Source organism: Georgenia soli (assembly GCF_002563695.1).
In the GTDB taxonomy this organism is placed as follows: domain Bacteria; phylum Actinomycetota; class Actinomycetes; order Actinomycetales; family Actinomycetaceae; genus Georgenia; species Georgenia soli.
Map to the genome: position 1 here is coordinate 3,453,543 of NZ_PDJI01000004.1, position 18,051 is coordinate 3,471,593.

Annotated in this window: 16 protein-coding genes; 8 read left to right on the forward strand and 8 right to left on the reverse strand. The window is 73.1% G+C overall.

The genetic code is table 11. From position 1 onward, the window contains the following. Nucleotides 1-11 precede the first annotated feature (11 nt). From folE to ATJ97_RS16890, 4 genes are read left to right on the forward strand one after another with little or no spacing between them, the layout of a single operon-like run. Nucleotides 12-761, forward strand: coding sequence for a GTP cyclohydrolase I FolE (gene folE, locus ATJ97_RS16875; RefSeq protein ID WP_098484727.1), 750 nt, complete (start codon nt 12-14; stop codon nt 759-761). A gap of 58 nt (nt 762-819) precedes the next feature. Then, the gene (locus ATJ97_RS16880; RefSeq protein ID WP_098484728.1) at nt 820-2,085 is read left to right on the forward strand and encodes an NAD(P)/FAD-dependent oxidoreductase; all 1,266 of its coding nucleotides are present in this window, start codon (nt 820-822) and stop codon (nt 2,083-2,085) included. A 28-nt stretch (nt 2,086-2,113) separates the two neighbouring features. Beyond that, nucleotides 2,114-3,043, forward strand: a complete 930-nt coding sequence (gene folP, locus ATJ97_RS16885; protein ID WP_098484729.1) for a dihydropteroate synthase — start codon at nt 2,114-2,116, stop codon at nt 3,041-3,043. Nucleotides 3,044-3,053: 10 nt separating this feature from the next. Continuing rightward, nucleotides 3,054-3,776 carry a pyrimidine reductase family protein gene (locus ATJ97_RS16890; protein ID WP_098484730.1) on the forward strand — a complete coding sequence of 241 codons (723 nt, stop codon included), beginning with the start codon at nt 3,054-3,056 and terminating at the stop codon, nt 3,774-3,776. Here the strand turns inward: ATJ97_RS16890 and ATJ97_RS16895 are convergent. The 3 genes from ATJ97_RS16895 to ATJ97_RS16905 all read right to left on the reverse strand — a co-directional run bounded on the left by ATJ97_RS16895 (nt 3,743) and on the right by ATJ97_RS16905 (nt 5,959). Then, nucleotides 3,743-4,531 (reverse strand): alpha/beta hydrolase, encoded by a 789-nt coding sequence (locus tag ATJ97_RS16895; RefSeq protein WP_098484731.1) that lies wholly within the window; start codon nt 4,529-4,531, stop codon nt 3,743-3,745. The two genes, ATJ97_RS16890 and ATJ97_RS16895, sit on opposite strands and share 34 nt — an antisense overlap. Further along, nucleotides 4,528-5,385: an alpha/beta fold hydrolase gene (locus ATJ97_RS16900; RefSeq protein WP_098484732.1), complete on the reverse strand. Its 858-nt coding sequence runs from the start codon at nt 5,383-5,385 to the stop codon at nt 4,528-4,530. The genes ATJ97_RS16895 and ATJ97_RS16900 overlap by 4 nt, the downstream gene beginning before the upstream one ends. Before the next feature lie 76 nt (nt 5,386-5,461). Next, nucleotides 5,462-5,959, reverse strand: a complete 498-nt coding sequence (locus ATJ97_RS16905) for a MarR family winged helix-turn-helix transcriptional regulator (protein WP_245862669.1) — start codon at nt 5,957-5,959, stop codon at nt 5,462-5,464. Between the two features lie 192 nt (nt 5,960-6,151). On the opposite strand from ATJ97_RS16905, the gene ATJ97_RS16910 reads away from it, so the two are divergent. Further along, a complete protein-coding gene (locus tag ATJ97_RS16910; RefSeq protein ID WP_245862671.1) occupies nt 6,152-6,889 on the forward strand; it encodes an NADPH-dependent F420 reductase in 738 nt (245 codons plus the stop codon). A gap of 128 nt (nt 6,890-7,017) precedes the next feature. Next, nucleotides 7,018-8,511, forward strand: coding sequence for an AAA family ATPase (locus ATJ97_RS16915; RefSeq protein WP_098484733.1), 1,494 nt, complete (start codon nt 7,018-7,020; stop codon nt 8,509-8,511). Nucleotides 8,512-8,555: 44 nt separating this feature from the next. Here ATJ97_RS16915 and ATJ97_RS16920 read toward each other — a convergent pair whose 3' ends face one another. The 4 genes from ATJ97_RS16920 to ATJ97_RS16935 form a co-directional block, all read right to left on the reverse strand. Beyond that, nucleotides 8,556-10,220 carry an ABC transporter ATP-binding protein gene (locus ATJ97_RS16920; RefSeq protein WP_098484734.1) on the reverse strand — a complete coding sequence of 555 codons (1,665 nt, stop codon included), beginning with the start codon at nt 10,218-10,220 and terminating at the stop codon, nt 8,556-8,558. Beyond that, nucleotides 10,217-11,239, reverse strand: a complete 1,023-nt coding sequence (locus ATJ97_RS16925) for an ABC transporter permease (RefSeq protein WP_098484735.1) — start codon at nt 11,237-11,239, stop codon at nt 10,217-10,219. The genes ATJ97_RS16920 and ATJ97_RS16925 overlap by 4 nt, the downstream gene beginning before the upstream one ends. Nucleotide 11,240: 1 nt before the next feature. Then, nucleotides 11,241-12,317, reverse strand: coding sequence for an ABC transporter permease (locus ATJ97_RS16930; RefSeq protein WP_425432771.1), 1,077 nt, complete (start codon nt 12,315-12,317; stop codon nt 11,241-11,243). 102 nt (nt 12,318-12,419) lie between these two features. Next, nucleotides 12,420-14,060: an ABC transporter substrate-binding protein gene (locus ATJ97_RS16935; protein ID WP_098484736.1), complete on the reverse strand. Its 1,641-nt coding sequence runs from the start codon at nt 14,058-14,060 to the stop codon at nt 12,420-12,422. 191 nt (nt 14,061-14,251) lie between these two features. Here ATJ97_RS16935 and ATJ97_RS16940 point away from each other — a divergent pair, with 191 nt between their 5' ends. Continuing rightward, nucleotides 14,252-17,170 carry an ATP-dependent DNA ligase gene (locus tag ATJ97_RS16940; RefSeq protein WP_098484737.1) on the forward strand — a complete coding sequence of 973 codons (2,919 nt, stop codon included), beginning with the start codon at nt 14,252-14,254 and terminating at the stop codon, nt 17,168-17,170. Here ATJ97_RS16940 and ATJ97_RS16945 read toward each other — a convergent pair. Beyond that, nucleotides 17,148-17,357, reverse strand: coding sequence for a dodecin family protein (locus ATJ97_RS16945; protein ID WP_098484738.1), 210 nt, complete (start codon nt 17,355-17,357; stop codon nt 17,148-17,150). The genes ATJ97_RS16940 and ATJ97_RS16945 overlap by 23 nt on opposite strands. A gap of 128 nt (nt 17,358-17,485) precedes the next feature. Between ATJ97_RS16945 and ATJ97_RS16950 the strand changes: the two genes are divergently transcribed. Next, the gene (locus ATJ97_RS16950) at nt 17,486-18,013 is read left to right on the forward strand and encodes a GNAT family N-acetyltransferase (RefSeq protein ID WP_143427056.1); all 528 of its coding nucleotides are present in this window, start codon (nt 17,486-17,488) and stop codon (nt 18,011-18,013) included. The last annotated feature ends 38 nt before the right edge of the window (nt 18,014-18,051 follow it).

An 18,051-nucleotide genomic window follows, 5' to 3' on the forward strand; every position in this document is an offset into this window, starting at 1 on the left:
GGCGAGCTCAGATGGCCGTCGTCACCCTTGCGGACGAGCGCCTCGCGCTGGACGCGGAGCCGACGCTCGACACGACCCTGCCCCATGCCCCCACGGTCGACCCACGTCCCGTCCCGGCGGAGTCGCGTGCCGCCCTGGTGGAGCAGCGTCCCGCCCCGGTCGACGACGCAGCCGGCTCGGCCGGGCGGATCGACCTCGCCAGGGCCCGCTCCGCCGTCGCCGATCTTCTCGGGGCCCTCGGCCGCGACACCCGCAGCGAGCACCTCGCCGACACGCCGCGGCGCGTGGCGGACGCCCTCGCGGAGATGCTCACGCCCCGCCCGTTCGAGATGACGACCTTCCCGAACGACGAGGGCTACGACGAGCTGGTGCTCGTCCGTGACGTCCCGTTCCACTCGCTGTGCGAGCACCACCTCCTGCCGTTCCACGGTGTCGCGCACCTCGCGTACCTGCCGGGGGAGCGGATCGTCGGCCTCTCCAAGCTGGCCCGCGTCCTCGAGCACTTCTCCCGCGACCTGCAGGTCCAGGAGCGGCTGACCCAGCAGGTGGCCGACCTCCTCCAGGAGCGACTGCGGCCACGTGGCGTCGGCGTGGTGCTCGAGGCGGAGCACCTGTGCATGTCGTTGCGCGGCGTCGCGGTGACCGGCTCACGCACCGTCACCTCGGCGCTGCGCGGCACTCTGCGCGAGGACCCGCGCTCGCGGGCCGAGTTCCTCGCGCTCGTCGGGGCGGGTCCCGCCCCGCGGTCGTACGCGGGCTGAGCCCGGCGTACCTCACCTGAGACCGGCACCGCGCCGGTGAGTGAGGAGGAGAGACACCATGTCGCAACCAGGCATCTCGCAACCAGGCATCGTCATCGTGGGCGGCGGGCTCGCCGGCGCCCGGGCGGCGCAGACCCTTCGCGAGGAGGGCTACGACGGCTCCGTCCATCTCGTGGGCGAGGAGCCCGAACGCCCCTACGAGCGGCCGCCGCTGTCGAAGGAGTACCTCGCCGGCACCGCGCGGCGGGAGGCGGGCTACGTCCACCCCGGGGGCTGGTACGCCGAGCACGACGTCGACCTCGTCGTCGGCCACCGCGCCACCGCGCTCGACCTGCCCGGACGAGCTGTGGTGCTCGACGACGGCACCCGCCTGCCCTTCCGCAAGGTCCTCCTCGCCACGGGCGCCCGCTCCCGGCGCCTGACCGGTCCCGGCTCGGGCGAGGGACTCACCGGCGTGCACTACCTGCGCACCCGTGCCGAGTCGGACGCGCTCCGCGCCGAGATCGCCGACGGCGGACGCCGCGTCGTGATCGTCGGGGCCGGCTGGATCGGGCTCGAGGTGGCCGCCGCCGCCCGCACCTACGGCAACGACGTCACCGTCGTCGGGCCCGAGGCCGTGCCCCTGAGCCGCGCGCTCGGGAACGAGCTCGGCGCCGTCTTCGCGGATCTGCACCGCCGCCACGGGGTGAACCTGCGCATGCGCACCGGGGTCGCCGAGATCGCCGGCGCCTCCGGCCGCGTCACCTCCGTCGTGCTCGACGGCGGCGAGCGGGTGCCGGCCGACGTCGTCGTGGTCGGGATCGGTGCCGTGCCCAACGACGAGCTCGCCCGGGAGGCGGGCCTGCAGGTCGACGGGGGCGTCGTCGTCGACGAGCGGCTGCGCAGCTCGGATCCCCACGTCCACGCGGTCGGTGACGTCGCGAAGGCCTTCCACCCCGCGCTCGGCCGGCACCTGCGGGTGGAGCACTGGGCGACCGCGCTGAACGCGGCACCGATCGCGGCGCGGGCGATGCTCGGGAGCGACGTCGTCGACGACCTCGTGCCGTACTTCTACACCGACCAGTTCGACCTCGGCATGGAGTACTCCGGGTTCTTCGACCTCGCCCGCGACGCCGAGGTGGTCTACCGCGGCGACCCGGCCGGCGGGGAGTTCATCGCGTTCTGGGTGGCGCAGGACCGCGTGGTCGCGGGCATGAACGTCAACGTCTGGGACGTCAGCCCGTCGATCGAACGGCTCGTGCGGTCCGGCGAGCCGGTGGACCGGGCGCGGCTCGCGGACCCGGAGGTCCCGCTCGACGCCCTCGCGCACCAGCCCGCGGCATGAGCGCCGAACCGGTGTCGAGGAGGCGGCCATGACGGAAACCCTGGAGGCGGCGGTGGCGCCCGGCACGGGGCCCGGGGCGCCGGGGCCGCTGCCGGCGGACGCGACGACGACCCGCCCACGGCCCCTCCGCCTCCGTGACCACGTCGCCGTCATGGCCGTCGTCAACCGGACGCCCGACTCCTTCTACGACCGCGGCCGGACCTTCTCCCTCGACGCGGCCGTCGCGGCGGCGCTGAGAGCGGTCGCGGACGGTGCCGACTGGGTCGACGTGGGCGGCGTGCCGTTCTCCCCGGAGACCCCGCCCGTGCCGGTGGCGGAGGAGCTCGACCGGGTGCTGCCGGTCGTGGAGGCCGTGCGCGCGGCCACGGACGTCCTCATCTCGGTCGACACCACCCGCCCGGAGGTGGCGGCAGCCTGCGTCGCCGCCGGGGCGGACGTCGTCAACGACACGAACGGGCTGCGTGACGGGGCGATGCTCGAGGTGGTCGCGGCCACGGGCGCGAACGTGGTGATCGCGCACTCGCTCGCCGCCCCGCACGAGCACCATCCCCGCCCGGTGTACGACGACGTCGTGGTTGAGGTCGCGCTCTTCCTGCGCCGGCAGGTCGAGCGGGTGACGTCGGCCGGGGTCGCCGAGGACCGCATCGTGATCGACCCGGGCCACGACCTCAACAAGAACACCGACCACTCCCTCGAGCTCACCCGGCGCCTGGGGGAGATCACCGCGCTCGGGTGGCCGACCCTCGTGGCGCTCTCGCGCAAGGACTTCGTGGGGGAGACGCTGGGCCGCCCCCGTGAGGACAGGCTCGCCGGGTCGCTCGCGGCCGCGGCCCTGTGCGTGGCGGCGGGGGCCCGGGTGGTCCGCACGCACGACGTCGCCGCCACGTGCGACGCCGTCCGCCTCACCGAGGCCGTGCTCGGCCGGCGCGCCCCCGTGCAGCGCCGGCACAACCGCTGAGGAGGCACCGATGTTCGACCCCGACGAGCTGATCCGCCGCTACGCGGTGGCGGACCGGGCGGACTGGCACCTGCGGGTGAACTTCATCGCCAGCCTCGACGGCGCCGCCACCCACGCCGGCCTGTCCGGCGGCCTGAACAACGCCGACGACAAGCAGGTCTTCGACACCCTGCGCATGCTCTCCGACGTCGTCCTCGTCGGGGCCGGCACGATTCGCGCCGAGGGGTACGGCGCGATGCGGCTCGACGACGAGGTCGCGGCCTGGCGGCTCGCGCACGGCCTCCCGGCCCACCCGGTCCTCGCCGTCGTCTCCTCCCGGCTGGATCTCGCGCCGCAGAGTCCCATGTTCACCGAGGCGCCGGTCCGCCCGCTGGTCCTCACCGACGAGGCCTCACCGGCGGCGGCGCGGCTGGCGCTCGCGGGGGTGGCCGACGTCGTCCCGTGCGGCGACCACGCCGTCGAGGTCGGTCTGGTGCGTGCGGCGCTCGAGCGGCGCGGGCTGTTCCAGGTGCTCTGCGAGGGCGGACCGCAGCTGCTCGGCACGCTGGTCGAGGCCGACGCCGTCGACGAGCTGTGCCTGACGCTCAGCCCGGTCCTCGAGGGCGGGGCCGCCGGTCGGATCACGGCCGGCGGCGCCCAGACCACCCGGCGCATGCGGCTGGGCCACGTCCTCACCGCCGGCGACATGCTCATGCTCCGCTACCTGCGGGACGGTCGGTCCAGCGCTGCGTAGCCCACGAGCCGCTCCGCCAGCTCGCCCGGCCGTGACAGGTAGGCGCAGTGGCTCCCGGGCATCTCGTCGGCCGTGACCCCGAGGCGCTCGCGGGCGTGCGCGCGGAGGAAGGACGGCGGGAAGACGCGGTCGTCGCCCAGAGCCAGGAACGACGTCGGCACGTCCGGCCAGCCGGGCAGGGGCCACGGGTCGGACATGAGCCGCTCCGCAGGGTCCCGCGACCGCCGCAGCGCCTCGGCCGCGAGCTCCCGGTCGACGTCGTGCATGAACAGTGCGACCAGCTCGGCATCAGGGTCATGGGCGGCCTCGTCGGCCGTCCCGTCCTGCCGACCCGTGCTGTCCTGAACCCCGGGGTTGTCTCCCGGGACGTTGCTGTCCTGCCGGCTGGCGTCGCGCTCCCGCGCTGCCGCCCGGTACCCGCTCGTCTCCCACCACTCGCCGGCCGTCTCCCCGGGCGCCGGCACCATCGCGGACACCAGGACGAGGCGCCGGACCGGGGTGCGCGCTGCCACGAGCGGTGCGACGAACCCGCCGAGCGAGTGAGCGACGAGGACGACCGGACCTCCAGCTGCGCCGTCGGCCTCGCGGATCGCCGTCACCACCGCGTCGGCGTGCTCCGCCAGGCCGGCGGACTCGTCCTCGCAGGGCAGGTCGACGGCCACCATGCGGTGCCCGCGTGCCGCGAGCTCGTCACCGACGAGATGCCACTCCCAGGCGGACCCGCCGGCACCGTGGACGACGGCGAACGTCGTCATCTCGCTCCCTCCGGGGCGGCCGCTGTCCCACGGGACGGCACCCGGGCGAGCAGCCGGAGGACCTCCGCCGCGACGGCGCCGGGGACGACGGCGTGGTCCTCGCCCTCGACCACGACCAGCTCGGCGCCCGGGATCGCCTCCGCCGCACGCCGGGACGAGCCGGCCAGCCCGGGCCACGTGCCCCGACCGTGCATCACGACCGTCGGCACCCGCACCTGCGGGCCCAGCCGGGCCGGGTCGGGGTGCAGGCCGGTGACCGCCGCGTCGTACACGAGGCTGGCCGCCATCGCCTCCAGCGCCGGGAAGAAGGGGGCGTGGCGCAGCTGGTCGACCATCTCGTCGTCCAGGCCGATGCCGCGCTGGAACTCCGTCACCGCGTCCGCCCGCCGCCCCGCGGCGACGAGCGCCGAGAGGGTCTCGGCCTTCGCCGTCGTCGGCTCCGTGGACTCGTCGTCGAAGGCGAACGGCGGCTCGAACATGGCGAGCGCGACGAGGCCGGGGTTGCGGATCGTGGCGAGCAGGCCCAGGTGCCCGCCCGAGGAGTAGCCGAGCACGGCCGCCCGGCCGCCGACCGCCGCGAGCAGCGCGTCGAGGTCGTCGAGCTCACGCTCGACCGCTCCCGCCACCGGGGTGACGCCGTCGACGGTGGCGGCGTCCGTGCTGTCGCCGCGGCCACGCCGGTCGTAGGTCACGGCGCGGGCTCCGCCGTCGGCCAGGGCCTGCGCCAGCGGCCGGAGGCCGGAGCGGTCGTTCATCGCGGCGGCGACGAGGACGACCGTCGGCCCGGAGCCGTAGGACTCGTAGGCGATCGTCGTTCCGTCGGGAGAGGTGACGTGCTGGGGCGTGTCCACCATGGCTGCTCCTTCGCGCCGGACGGATCTGTGCGGGATGGTGCCCAGTGTCGTCGGGTGGTGCGGCGTTGTCTGCCGGTCAGGTGCGGGCGGTGCGACCGTACGAGCGGAGCTTGTGCTCGGGGTCGAGGCGGGACGAGATCTTGGTGGCGATCTGCTGCAGCTCGGTGACCTGGCTGTCCGTGAGGTCGTCGAAGATCAGCGTGCGCACGTTCTTCACGTGCCCGGGAGCGGTGTCGACCACCTTCTCCCAGCCGGCCTCGGTGAGCACCGCCATCGTGCTGCGGCCGTCCGCCGGGTCGGGCCGGCGCTCCACCCACCCCTGGTCGGAGAGCCGGTCCACCAGGTGGGAGAGGCGGGACATGCTCATGTTGGACATCGTTGCGAGCCGGCTCATCCGGATCATGCGCTCCGGAGCCTCGGAGAGGGCGGAGAGCACCACGTAGCCGGCGTGCGTCAGGCCTGCGTCGCGCTGCAGCTGCACGTCCAGGGCCCCGGGAAGGAGCATGAGGACCGACATGACGGAGCGCCACGCGTCCTCCTGCTCGCTGGTGAGCCACCTCGTCGCATCCGTCACCTGCCCAGCGTATAAGCGCGACCGGATCGGGTCTGGCGTGCGTCGCTGCCGGTCGGGCGTGGAGCCTGGGTGTGCGGCGGCGGACCCGGCCGGGACAGTTAGTTGACACCTCAACTAACCCGGCGTATCTTGATAGTTGTTGTTTCAAGTAAGTCCCCGCCGGGGCTCGCGAGCACGACACGAAGGAGCCTCATGGGCCTGTTCGACCGCCTCCGCCGCAAGGCGACGGAGCCCACGCACGAGACCACCACCTCGACGCCCGCCGCGGCGCCGGCCATCGACCAGAGGAGCACTCGTATGACTGCCATCACCATCGTCGGAGCGGGCAACATGGCCCGTGGCATCGCCACCCGCGCCCTGGCCGGCGGACACGCCGTCCAGATCCTGGCCCGCGACACCTCCCAGGCGACCACGCTCGCCGGCGAACTCGGTGGCGACGTCACCACCGGCGGCCTCGACGACGCCCTCTCCGGCGACATCGTCGTCCTGGCCCTGCCCTACGACGCCGCCCTCGCCGTCGCGGAGCAGCGCCGCGACGACCTCGCGGGCAAGGTCGTCGTCGACATCAGCAACCCGGTCGACTTCGCCACCTTCGACCGCCTCGTCACCCCGGCGGACTCCTCGGCCGCCGAGGAGATCGCGAAGGTCGCCGCCGGGGCGAAGGTCGTCAAGGCGTTCAACACCACGTTCGCCAGCACCCTCGTCGCCGGCGAGGTCGCGGGCGAGAAGCTCGACGTCCTGGTCGCGTCCGACGACGTCGACGCCAAGGCCGCCGTCGTCGCCCTCGTCGAGTCCTCCGGCATGCGCGCTCTCGACGCCGGTCCCCTCAAGCGGTCCCACCAGCTCGAGGGCATGGGCTTCGTCCACATGGCCCTCCAGGCCCAGCTCGGCAACACCTGGAGCACCGGCGTGAAGGTGGTCGGCGCCTGATCCCGGGCTGAACGACCCCGACCGGCCGTGCCGTCCCTCCCGGAGGCGGCACGGCCCGTCCCGTCCCCGGGGAGAACGACGCGTCGATACCGGCGTGGCGACCGGTCGCTGCCTGGCAGGATCCCGCCATGAGCCACGAAGCGTCCGAATCGGACCTCGCGCCCTTCCTCCGGACGTTCCAGCGCCTCGGCGAGCTCGCTCAGCGGCAGCTCGAGGCCGATCAGGCCCGGGGCCGCGATCCGCTCGTGCCGGCGCTGGAGGCCCACCTCGGTACGGACCCGCGAGGCCTGGCGGTGCTCACCGAGCTCGTCAGCCCGCTCCGCGTGGTCGACGCGGACGTCGCGGTCGAGCGCGTCGTCGCCGCGCACGGGGGCGGCACGCTTCTGGGGATCGGCGGCGGCGACCAGCGGTGGCACAACGGGCTGTCCGAGATCCTGCAGGTGGCCGGGCAGTGGGGCCAGTACCCGCTCGGCCCCGTCGACTACACCACCGTGCCCACCGGCCCCGACAGCGAGCGCGCGACCGTCGGCTTCGGCCTCCACCTGTTCCACCACGACGGCGTGCCGGTGGTCCTCCTCCAGCGCGGCGGGCGGCCGCAGTTCGGCAGCCCGCCCCAGCTGGAGGTCCTCGCCGCGGCGGAGGGCGTGGCGCCCGCGGTCCTCGGCGAGGTCCGCGAGGCGATGAACACCCACAGCGTGCTGCGTGGGCAGGTGTTCACCTTCACGGCGTCGAACTACGAGCCGGGCGCGGGCGGCGTCACGTTCGTCCGGCGCCCGGCGGTCACGGCGGAGGAGGTGGTCCTGCCGGACGGGCTGCTGGCGCGGGTCGAGCGGCACGTGCTCGGCATCGGTCGCCTCCGTGCCGAGCTCGCCGCGGCGGGCCAGCACCTCAAGCGCGGCGTGCTGCTCTACGGCCCGCCGGGCACGGGCAAGACGCACACCGTCCGCCACCTCGTCGGCGCGGCCCGGGACTCGACCGTGATCCTGCTGTCGGGCCAGTCGCTGCAGCTGGTCACGCAGGCCGCCGACACCGCACGGGCGCTGCAGCCGGCGATCGTCGTGCTCGAGGACTGCGACCTCGTGGCCGAGGAGCGCAGCCACCACTCGTCCTCCCCGCTGCTGTTCGAGGTGCTCGACGCCCTCGACGGCCTCGCCGCGGACAGCGACGTCGTCTTCCTGCTCACCACCAACCGGGCCGACGTGCTCGAGCCCGCGCTCGCCCAGCGACCCGGTCGCGTGGACCTCGCCGTGGAGATCCCGCTGCCCGACGCCCGGGCCCGCCGCGCGCTGCTGGACCTCTACGCCGCGGGCCTGCCGTTCGACGACGACGTCCTGGAGGAGGTGGCGGCCGGCGCCGAGGGCACGACCGCGTCGTTCGCCAAGGAGCTCGTGCGGCGGTCGGTGCTGCGTGCGGTCGAGCGCGGCGGCGACGTCGACGACGACGACCTGCGCACGTCGCTGGAGGAGATGATGGCCGACGGCGGTGCCCTCACCCGCGTCCTGCTGGGCGGCGCCGGAGCGGTGCCCGGGCACGATCCGGCAGGGGTGGCACCCGCCGGATGGTCACCGGCTCCCGGAGCTGCCGCGCCCGGCACGGCCGCGACCGCACGTGGCTCGCTCTAGCTCGCCTCAGCACTGCAAACTCGCCTCAGGACTGCAAGCTCGCGTCAGGACTGCAAGGCTCGCAGCTCCTCGCGGCGCCGCTCCTGCTCCACCGGGTCGGGAACGGGGACCGAGGCGAGCAGGCGCCGGGTGTAGGCGTCCCGCGGGTCGCCGAGCACCTGCTCGCTCGCGCCCATCTCCACGAGCTGGCCGTGGTAGAGCACGGCGATGCGGTCGGCCAGCATGCCGACGACGGCGAGGTCGTGGCTGATGAACAGCGTCGCGAAGCGCAGCCGCTCCTGGAGCTCGGTGAAGACCTCGAGCACCCGGGCCTGCACGGAGACGTCGAGCGCCGACGTCGGCTCGTCCGCGATGAGCAGCTCCGGGTCCAGGGCGAGGGCCCGGGCCAGGCTCGCCCGCTGCCGCTGGCCGCCCGAGAGCTCGTGCGGGTAGCGCGCCCCGTAGGACGTCGGCAGGTGCACCGCGTCGAGCAGCTCGTCCACCCGCCTGCGGGCGTCCGCCAGGTCCCGGGCACGGCCGTGGACGATCAGCGGCTCCGCCACGCACTCGGCGATGGTGAGGAGGGGGTTGAAGCTCGTCGCGGGGTCCTGGAACACGAACCCGATCCGGGCCCGCAGCGGCCGGAACGCACGCTCCCGGAAGCCCACCATCTCGTGGCCGAGCACCCGCAGCGACCCGCCGCTCGCGCGCGTGAGGCCGGCGATCGCCCGGCCGATGGTGGTCTTGCCGGAGCCGGACTCGCCCACCAGTCCGAGCACCTCGCCCGGCGCGATCGCGAAGCTCGCCCGGTCGACCGCTCGGAAGCCCTGTCGGCCGATCCGGCCGGGGTAGACGATCTCGAGGTCCCGCGCCTCGACGACGGCGGGGACGGCCGGTTCCGCCGTCGGGTCGGTGCCCTGCTCCGGCTCCTCCGCCGTGACGTGCCCACCGAGGCGTGGCACCGCCTCCAGGAGCGCGCGGGTGTACTCGTGCCGCGGGTTGGCGAACAGCTCTCGCACGTCCGCCTCCTCCACCACCTTGCCCTGGTACATGACCGCGACCCGGTCGGCGAGGTCGGCGACCACGCCCATGTTGTGGGTGATGAGCACGATGGCGGTGCCGAACTCGCGCCGGACCCGGCGCAGCAGATCCAGGATCTCGGCCTGGACGGTGACGTCGAGGGCCGTGGTGGGCTCGTCGGCGACGATCACCTTCGGACCCAGCGACAGCGCCATCGCGATGACGATGCGCTGCTTCTGCCCGCCCGAGAACTGGTGCGGGTAGTGGTCCACCCGGGTCTCGGGGTCGGGGATGCCCACCCGTCCCAGGATCTCCACGGCCCGCCGTCGGGCCTCCTTCTTCGAGACCTCGCCGTGCGCGCGCAGGCCCTCGGCGATCTGCCAGCCGACGGTGTACACCGGGTTGAGCGCCGAGGAGGGCTCCTGGAAGACCATGGCGACGTCGCGGCCGCGGACGGCGCGCATCGCCCGCCGGTCCAGGGAGACGACGTCCTTGCCCGCCAGGAGCACCGCCCCGGAGACCGTCGCCGTCTCGGGCAGCAGCTTCAGGATGGCCTTGCCGGTGACGGTCTTGCCGGACCCGGACTCACCGACCACGGCCAGCACCTGCCCGGGCTCGACGGACAGGCTGACGCCGTCGACGGCGCGAACGGGCTCCGCGTCGGTGGCGAAGGCGACATGGAGATCACGGATGTCGACGACGGCGCTCACGGGCGGCCCCCCTCGGTCGTGGTGGCGGACGTGGTGGCGAGGTCGGCTGCCGCCCCGGTGGTGGCGGTGACCGTCCCGGCGACCCGACGGCGGATGCGCAGGCGAGGGTCGGACAGGTCGTTCAGGCCCTCGCCGACCAGGGTGACCCCCATGACCAGCAGGACGATCGCGAGGCCGGGGAAGATGCCCGTCCACCAGATGCCGGACGCGACGTCCGCGAGCGCGCGGTTCAGGTCGTAGCCCCACTCGGCCGCCGCCGTCGGGACGATGCCGAAGCCGAGGAAGCCGAGGGCCGCGAGGGTCAGGATCGCCTCGGACGCGTTCAGGGTGATGATCAGCGGCAACGAGCGGGTGGCGTTGCGCAGGACGTGGCGGGAGAGGATCCGGGGGGTGGAGGTGCCGATCACCTGTGCGGACTCGATGAACGGCTCCGCCTTGAGCCGGACGGTCTCCGCGCGCACCACCCGGAAGTACTGCGGCACGAAGACCACGGTGATCGACAGGGCCGCGGCCATGATGCCGCCCCACTTGGACGACTGCCCGCCCGAGATGACGATCGACATGACGATGGCCAGCAGCAGGGTCGGGAAGGCGTAGACGGCGTCCGCGATCGTGACGAGCACCCGGTCCACCCAGCCGCCGAGGTACCCGGAGACCAGGCCGAGCAGGACCCCCAGGAACAGCGAGGCGACGACGGCGATGATCACCGTCGACAGCGCGGTCTGGGCTCCCCAGATCACCCGGGAAAGGACGTCGAAGCCCCCGACCGTCGTTCCCCAGGGGTGCGCGTCGCTCGGCGGGGCGGTGCGGGGGAAGTTGCCGGCGTCGTCGGAGAGCTGGTTGAAGGAGTACGGCGCGAGCACGGGGGCGAGGAGCGCCATGATCACGAACATCAGGCACAGCAGGAGGCCGGCGACGAGCATGCCGCGCTGCAGGCCGACGCTCTGACGCAGCTGCCAGATCACCGGCAGCCTCTTCCAGCGCGGCTCGCGGGAGGTTCCGTGGACGACGGTGCTCATCTCAGTACCTCACCCTCGGGTCGATCAGCGCCGCGAGGACGTCGACGAGGAAGTTCGTCACGGCGACGATCACGGCGAGGAGCGCGACGATGCCCTGGACGGCGACGAAGTCCCGGGAGCCGAGGTACTGGGCGAGGCTGAAGCCCAGGCCGCGCCACTCGAACGTGGTCTCGGTCAGGACGGCACCCCCCATCAGCAGCGCGATCTGCAGACCCATCACCGTGATGACCGGGATCAGCGCGGGCTTGTAGGCGTGCTTGCGCAGGAGGCGGCGCTCGGCCACGCCGCGTGAGCGTGCGGCGTCGACGTACTCCCGCCCGAGCGTGCCGATCAGGTTGGTACGCACCAGGCGGAGGAACACCCCGGCGGTGAGCAGCCCGAGGGTGAGGGCGGGCAGGGCGGCGTGGAGGAGGACGTCGGAGATGAGGTCCCAGCGGCCGGTGCGCAGGGCGTCGACGATGTTGATGCCGGACGAGCCGGAGATACGGCCGAGGATGAGCTGGACGCTCGGGCTGGTGCGGCCGGAGAGCGGGAACCAGCCCAGCCAGACGGAGAAGACCAGCTTCAGCAGGAGGCCGGCGAAGAAGACCGGGGTGGCGTAGCACAGGATCGCGAAGACGCGCAGCACCGCGTCGGGGACGCGGTCGCGGCGGTAGGCGGCCTGCATGCCGAGCGGGACGCCGACGGCGAAGGCGACGATGAGCGCGAAGAACACCAGCTCCAGCGTCGCGGTGCCGTAGGTGACGAGGATGTCGCTGATCTCGCGGTTGTCGGTGATGGTCCGGCCGAAGTCACCGGTGAAGATCTGGCCGAGGTACTCGACGTACTGCACGAGGATGGGCCGGTCGTAACCGGCGGCCGCGAGCCTCTCCGCGAGCTGGGCCTCGGTGAGCCGGCCCCCGACCGAGGCGGTGATCGGGTCGCCCGCCACCCGCATGAGGAAGAAGACCAGGGTGACGAGGATGAACACCGTGGGGATGATGAGCAGGAAACGGACGATCACGTAGCGCAGGAGGCCGGAGCCCTGCGCCTTGACCGTGGGGGCCGCCTCGACGGTCCGTTCGTCGACGATCGTCAACGGGGTGATGCTCCTTCGGGTCGTGCGAGGCCCGCGGACGGTGCCGTCCGCGGGCGTGGCCGTGCGGACGGGATGCCGGCGGGCGGCATCCCGTCCGGCGACTCAGCGGGTCAGCGGCGCGTAGCGGAACTTGAACGACGCGTCGAGGGTGACGCCCTTGATGTCCTTCTGGGCGACCGCGACCTGGGCACCCTGCAGGTACGGCACGGTGGAGAGGTCCTCGGCGACCAGCTTCTGGATCTGCTCGATCTTCGACGTGCGCTCGCTCTCGTCCGGCGTGGTGGCCTGCTCGATGATGAGGTCGTTGACCTCCTGGTTCTCGTAGTGGTTGCCCAGGAAGTTCTCGGTGAGGAAGAACGGCGTGAGGTAGTTGTCGGCGTCGGAGTAGTCCGGGAACCAGCCCAGCTGGTAGGCGGGGTAGAGGTCCTCGCGTCGCTCGGTGGAGTACGTGTCCCACAGCGTCGAGGCCAGGTTCACCTTGAAGAGGCCGTCGGCCTGGAGCTGGCTCTGGATGAGGGCGTACTCGTCGTCGGAGGAGTTCCCGTAGTGGTCGGGGCTGTACTGCAGGTTCAGCTCGACGGGGGTCTCGACGCCGGCGTCCGCGAGGACCTTCGCCGCGGCGTCGGCATCGGCACCGCCCTGGCCGTCGCCGTACAGTTCCTTGAGCGGCTCCGCCGCGCCCGTGAGGCCCTCGGGGACGTAGGAGTACAGCGGTGTGTACGTGCCCGCGTAGATCTCCTCGGACAGCGCCTGCCGGTCGAGGCTGTGCGCGACCGCCTGGCGGACCGCAAGGGCCTTCGCCTCGTCGGCCTCCGCGGTCTCGGCGCCGTAGGGCTGGGTGTTGAAGTTGAAGACGATGTAGCGGATCTCGCCGCCCGGACCGTCGTGGATGGTGAGGTTGTCCGCACCCTCGAGGTCCTTGAGGTCCGTCGGGCTCAGCGAGCGGAAGGCCACGTCGACGTCGCCCTGCTGCACAGCGAGCTTCAGCGAGGTCTCGTCGGTGAAGTACTGGGCCGTGACCGTCGGCGTCTCGGCGGCGCCGAGCACGCCGTCGTACCCGTCGAACGCCTTGTACTGGATCAGCTCGTTCTCGGTGTAGTCGGTGATCGCGTACTGCCCCGCGAACGCGTTGCCGGACACGATCTCGTCCGCCGGTGTGATGGCGTCTGCGGCGAAGACGTCCTCGTCCACGATCGGGCCCACCGGGGAGGAGAGGATCTGCGGGAAGATCACGTCGTCCGGGTTCTTGAGGTGGAACACCGCGGTGAGGTCGTCGGCGACCTCGACGCTGTCCAGGTTGTACAGGAGCGACGACGGGCCGTTGGGGTCGGCGATCTTCAGCTGGCGGTCGAAGGTGAACTTCACGTCCGAGGCGGTCAGCTCGTTGCCGTTCGCGAAGGTCAGGCCCTCCTTCAGCTTGACCGTGTACTCGTTCGGGGCGGTGAACTCCGCGGACTCGGCGATGTCGGGCTCGACGTCGGGGCTGCCGTACGGGGTGTTCATCAGGAACGGGAACACCTGGTTCTGCACCGCGAAGGATCCGTTGTCGTAGGAGCCGGCCGGGTCGAGGTTCGTGATCACGTCCGTGGTGCCGACGCTGATGGTCTTGCCGCCGCCCGTGCCGCCGGTGCCGTCATCGGTGCCGGCGTCGTCGGTCTCGGCGCAGGCGGCCAGCACGAGGGCGAGGGCCGCGGAGGCGCCGACGGCGCAGAGTGCACGTCGTCGTGTTCCTGCAGGTGCCATGGGTTGTTCCTCTTCTGTTCCGGTGGGCACCCCGTGTGCCCTGGTGCCGGGCGCGGGGGTGTGACCCGCGTCTCGGAGGGCCCTTGTCTAACACACCCCGGCCTCACCACCGACCAAAGTCCTACGACGATGCACAAATGCAACCGTCGGTGCAGGCGTGCGCGCGGTGCTGCCGCGCGCGACGATGAGGCATGCCCGCCCGTGACCAGCCCGAGACCGTGCAGATCGAGGGCCGCCGTCTGCGCGTGACGAACCTGTCGAAGGTGCTCTACCCGGAGACCGGCACCACCAAGGCCGAGGTGCTCGGCTACCTCGCCCGGATCGCGCCCGTGATGATCCCGCACTGCACCGGCCGGCCGGCCACGCGGAAGCGGTGGCCCGACGGCGTCGGGACGGCGGACCGGCCGGGAGAGTTCTTCTTCGTCAAGGACCTGGAGTCCTCGGCGCCGTCGTGGGTGGTGCGCGCCGACATCGAGCACTCCTCCGGGCCGAAGACGTACCCCCTGGTCGACGACGCCGCGACGCTGGCCTGGCTGGGGCAGGTCGCCGCGCTCGAGGTCCACGTGCCGCAGTGGCGGTTCGGCTCCGACGGGCGCCCGCGCAACCCCGACCGGATCGTCCTCGACCTCGACCCCGGCCCCGGCGTCGGCCTCGCGGAGTGCGCCGAGGTGGCCCGGCTGGCCCGCACGCTGCTGCAGGGCATGGGGCTGAGCCCCGTGCCGGTGACGTCGGGGTCGAAGGGCATCCACCTCTACGCCGCCCTGGACGGCTCGCACACCTCCGACGAGATCAACGCCGTCGCCCACGAGCTCGCCCGGGTGCTCGAGGCCGACAACAAGGACCTCGTGGTCTCCGACATGAAGAAGTCGCTGCGCGGGGGGAAGGTGCTCGTCGACTGGTCGCAGAACAACTCCTCGAAGACCACCATCGCGCCTTACTCGCTGCGCGGGCGGCACCGGCCCACCGTCGCGGTGCCGCGCACCTGGGACGAGCTCGACGGCGATCTCGAGCACCTCGAGTACCAGGAGGTCCTCGACCGCGTCGCGGAGTCCGGTGACCCGATGGCCGACCTCTACGGCGGCGGTGACGTGCCCTACGCGGACCCCGGCGAGCGCACCGCCGTCTCCGCCCGCCGCGCCACCGCCGAGCGGGAGATCGTCCAGGGCGGCGGGGTGGGGGCGCCGGGTCGGTCGGCGCTCGCCGTCGGGGACCGGCTGGCCCGCTACCGCGCCATGCGCGACCCCGCGCTGACGCCCGAGCCCGTGCCCGAGAGCGTCACCGGCAGCGGCTCCGAGCTGTCGTTCGTGATCCAGGAGCACCACGCCAGCCGCTGGCACCTCGACTTCCGTCTGGCCCACGCGGGCGTGCTGGTCAGCTGGGCACTGCCCAAGGGTGTGCCGGTGGACCCCCGGGACAACCACCTGGCCGTGCAGACCGAGGACCACCCCATGGAGTACGGCTCCTTCGAGGGCACGATCCCCAAGGGTGAGTACGGCGGGGGAGAGGTGCGCATCTGGGACGAGGGCACCTACGTGCTGGAGAAGTGGCACGAGGGCAAGGAGGTCATCGTCGCCCTCTCCGGACGGCCGGACGGCGGCCTCGCCGGGCCCGACGGCCCGGGCGAGGGCGCCCGGGTCGCACTCATCCGCACGGGTGGCCGCGGCGGCGCGGGGGAGGAGAACCACTGGCTCATCCACCTGATGGAGTCCAGCAGGGTCGCGCGGGTCTCGAAGCACGAGGGGCGCCGGAAGGGGAGCGCCGACGGCGATGCCGGCCGCTCCTCGAGTCCGACGAGCTCCTCGGGAAGGCGTGCGGAGAGACCGGAGAACGCCACTCTCCGCACCAGGGGTGCGAGCTCTGGCCGTCGTGGCAGCGGCGGCGCGGGCGACGCCGGTGCTCGCGATGGCGAGGCGGGTGGCCGTGCTGGTCGGGCCGGTGGCGCCTCCGGCGACGGGCGCGGTGCCGACGCGCGCGGCGGGAACGCGAGCAACGGCAGGGCGGCGGCCCGCCCTGCCGACGCGCGCGGCGTGAACGCGAGCAACGGCAGGGCGGCGGCCCGCCGGGAGGTGGCTCCGCCGTCGCCGATGATGGCGACGCTGGGGGACGAACGGGATCTCAGTGCCGGCGTCGACTGGGCCCTGGAGATGAAGTGGGACGGCGTCCGGGCGATCGTGGTGGTCGATGACGGCGACGTCCGCCTCGTCAGCCGCAACGGCAACGACGTCACTGCCCTGTACCCGGAGCTCTCCGACATCGCCACAGCCGTGACCGGCGCGACGAGCGCGGTGCTCGACGGGGAGATCGTCGCCCTCGACGAGCGGGGCAGGCCGAGCTTCTCCCGGCTGCAGCAGCGCTTCAACCTCACGCGCGACCGCGAGATCGCCCGCCTGGCGCAGAGCACGCCCGTGCACCTGATGCTGTTCGACCTCCTGGAGGCGGACGGGACGTCGTTCCTCCGCGAGACGTACGACGAGCGGCGGGCGCGCCTGCACGAGCTCGTCGACCCCGCGCGGAACCGGCGCGTGGAGATCCCCGACGCGTTCGACGGCGACGTCGAGGCCGCGATGGAGGCGTCGCTGCGGTGGGGGCTGGAGGGCGTCATGGCGAAACGGCGCGACTCCACCTACACGCCGGGCCGTCGCTCGCGCGCCTGGGTCAAGCTCAAGCATCTGCTCACCCAGGAGGCGGTGGTTATCGGCTGGCGCCCCGGCCAGGGCACGCGCGACGGCGCCGTCGGCTCCCTCCTGCTCGCGGTGCCGGACGACGACGGCGAGCTGCGCTACGCCGGCCGTGTCGGCTCCGGCTTCACCGAGCGGGAGACCCGGGACTGGGTCGAGGAGCTCCGGCGCATCTCCCGCAGGACCGCCCCGGCCGACGGCGTGCCGAAGCTCGACGCGAGGGACGCCCACTGGGTCAGTCCCGTGCGGGTGGCCGAGGTGGCGCTCTCGGAGTGGACCCCCGACGGGCGGATGCGGCACCCCCGCTGGCGCGGGTGGCGCCCCGACAAGGACCCGGCGGACGTGGTGGTCGAGCGGGCCCGACCCGAAGCGGATCGTCCCCAGGCCTGGTGGTCGGTCGTCCAGGTGGTCAGTCGTCCAGCACGAAGCTGACCTCGAGCACCACGTGGAAGCTGGTGATCTTCCCGTCGGTCAGCTCGACCTTCTGGTCCTTGATCCAGGCGCCGGAGACGTTGCGCAGCGTCTGGGAGGCTCGCTCCACCCCCACCCTGACGGCGTCCTCGAAGCTGGTGTCGGAACGGACGCTGATGGTCGTGACCCGTGCGACGGATGCAGCCATGTCTTCTCCTCGTTGAGCGGTCCTGTTGCGGAAGCACCATCGTGGGGCCGGGCGGCGGACCGCGCACGCGGTGAGGAGGGCCGCCCGACGTGGCGGTGCAGGCCCGCGGACCGGGCGACGTGATAGACATGCTCCTCGTGTCCCGGCATGCCTCCACCGTCAGCGTCCGTGAGGTCGCGTGGGACGACCCGGCCGCCGCCGGGCTCCGCGCCGCGATGAGCGAGGAGCTCGACCCCCGCCTCGCCGCCCACGAGACCCGCCTCGCCCCGGTCCTGGCGGCCCCGGCGGACGAGGTCGCCCTGACCCTCCTCATGGAGGACGACGGCGAAGCCGTGGCGTGCGGGTCCCTGCGCCGGCTGCCGGACGTCGTCGACGTCGACGGGGCGAGCGCCCGGCACGAGGTCAAGAAGCTCTACGTCGCTCCCGGCCACCGCCGTCGGGGTCTCGCCTCCCTGCTGCTCGCCGAGCTGCGCGGCGCGGCCGCGCAGGCGGGGGACGGCGCCCTGGTGCTGCACACCGCCACACCGATGCCGGAGGCCGTGGTGTTCTACCAGGAGCGCGGCTGGCGCGAGATCCCGCCGTTCGGCCGGTACGCCGACGTCGCGGACGTGAGCATCTGCTTCGGCGCGCCGACGGCAGGCCGGCTCGCCGACTGACGGCTCGGGCCGAGCTCCCAGTTGCTGGTTCGGCTCCG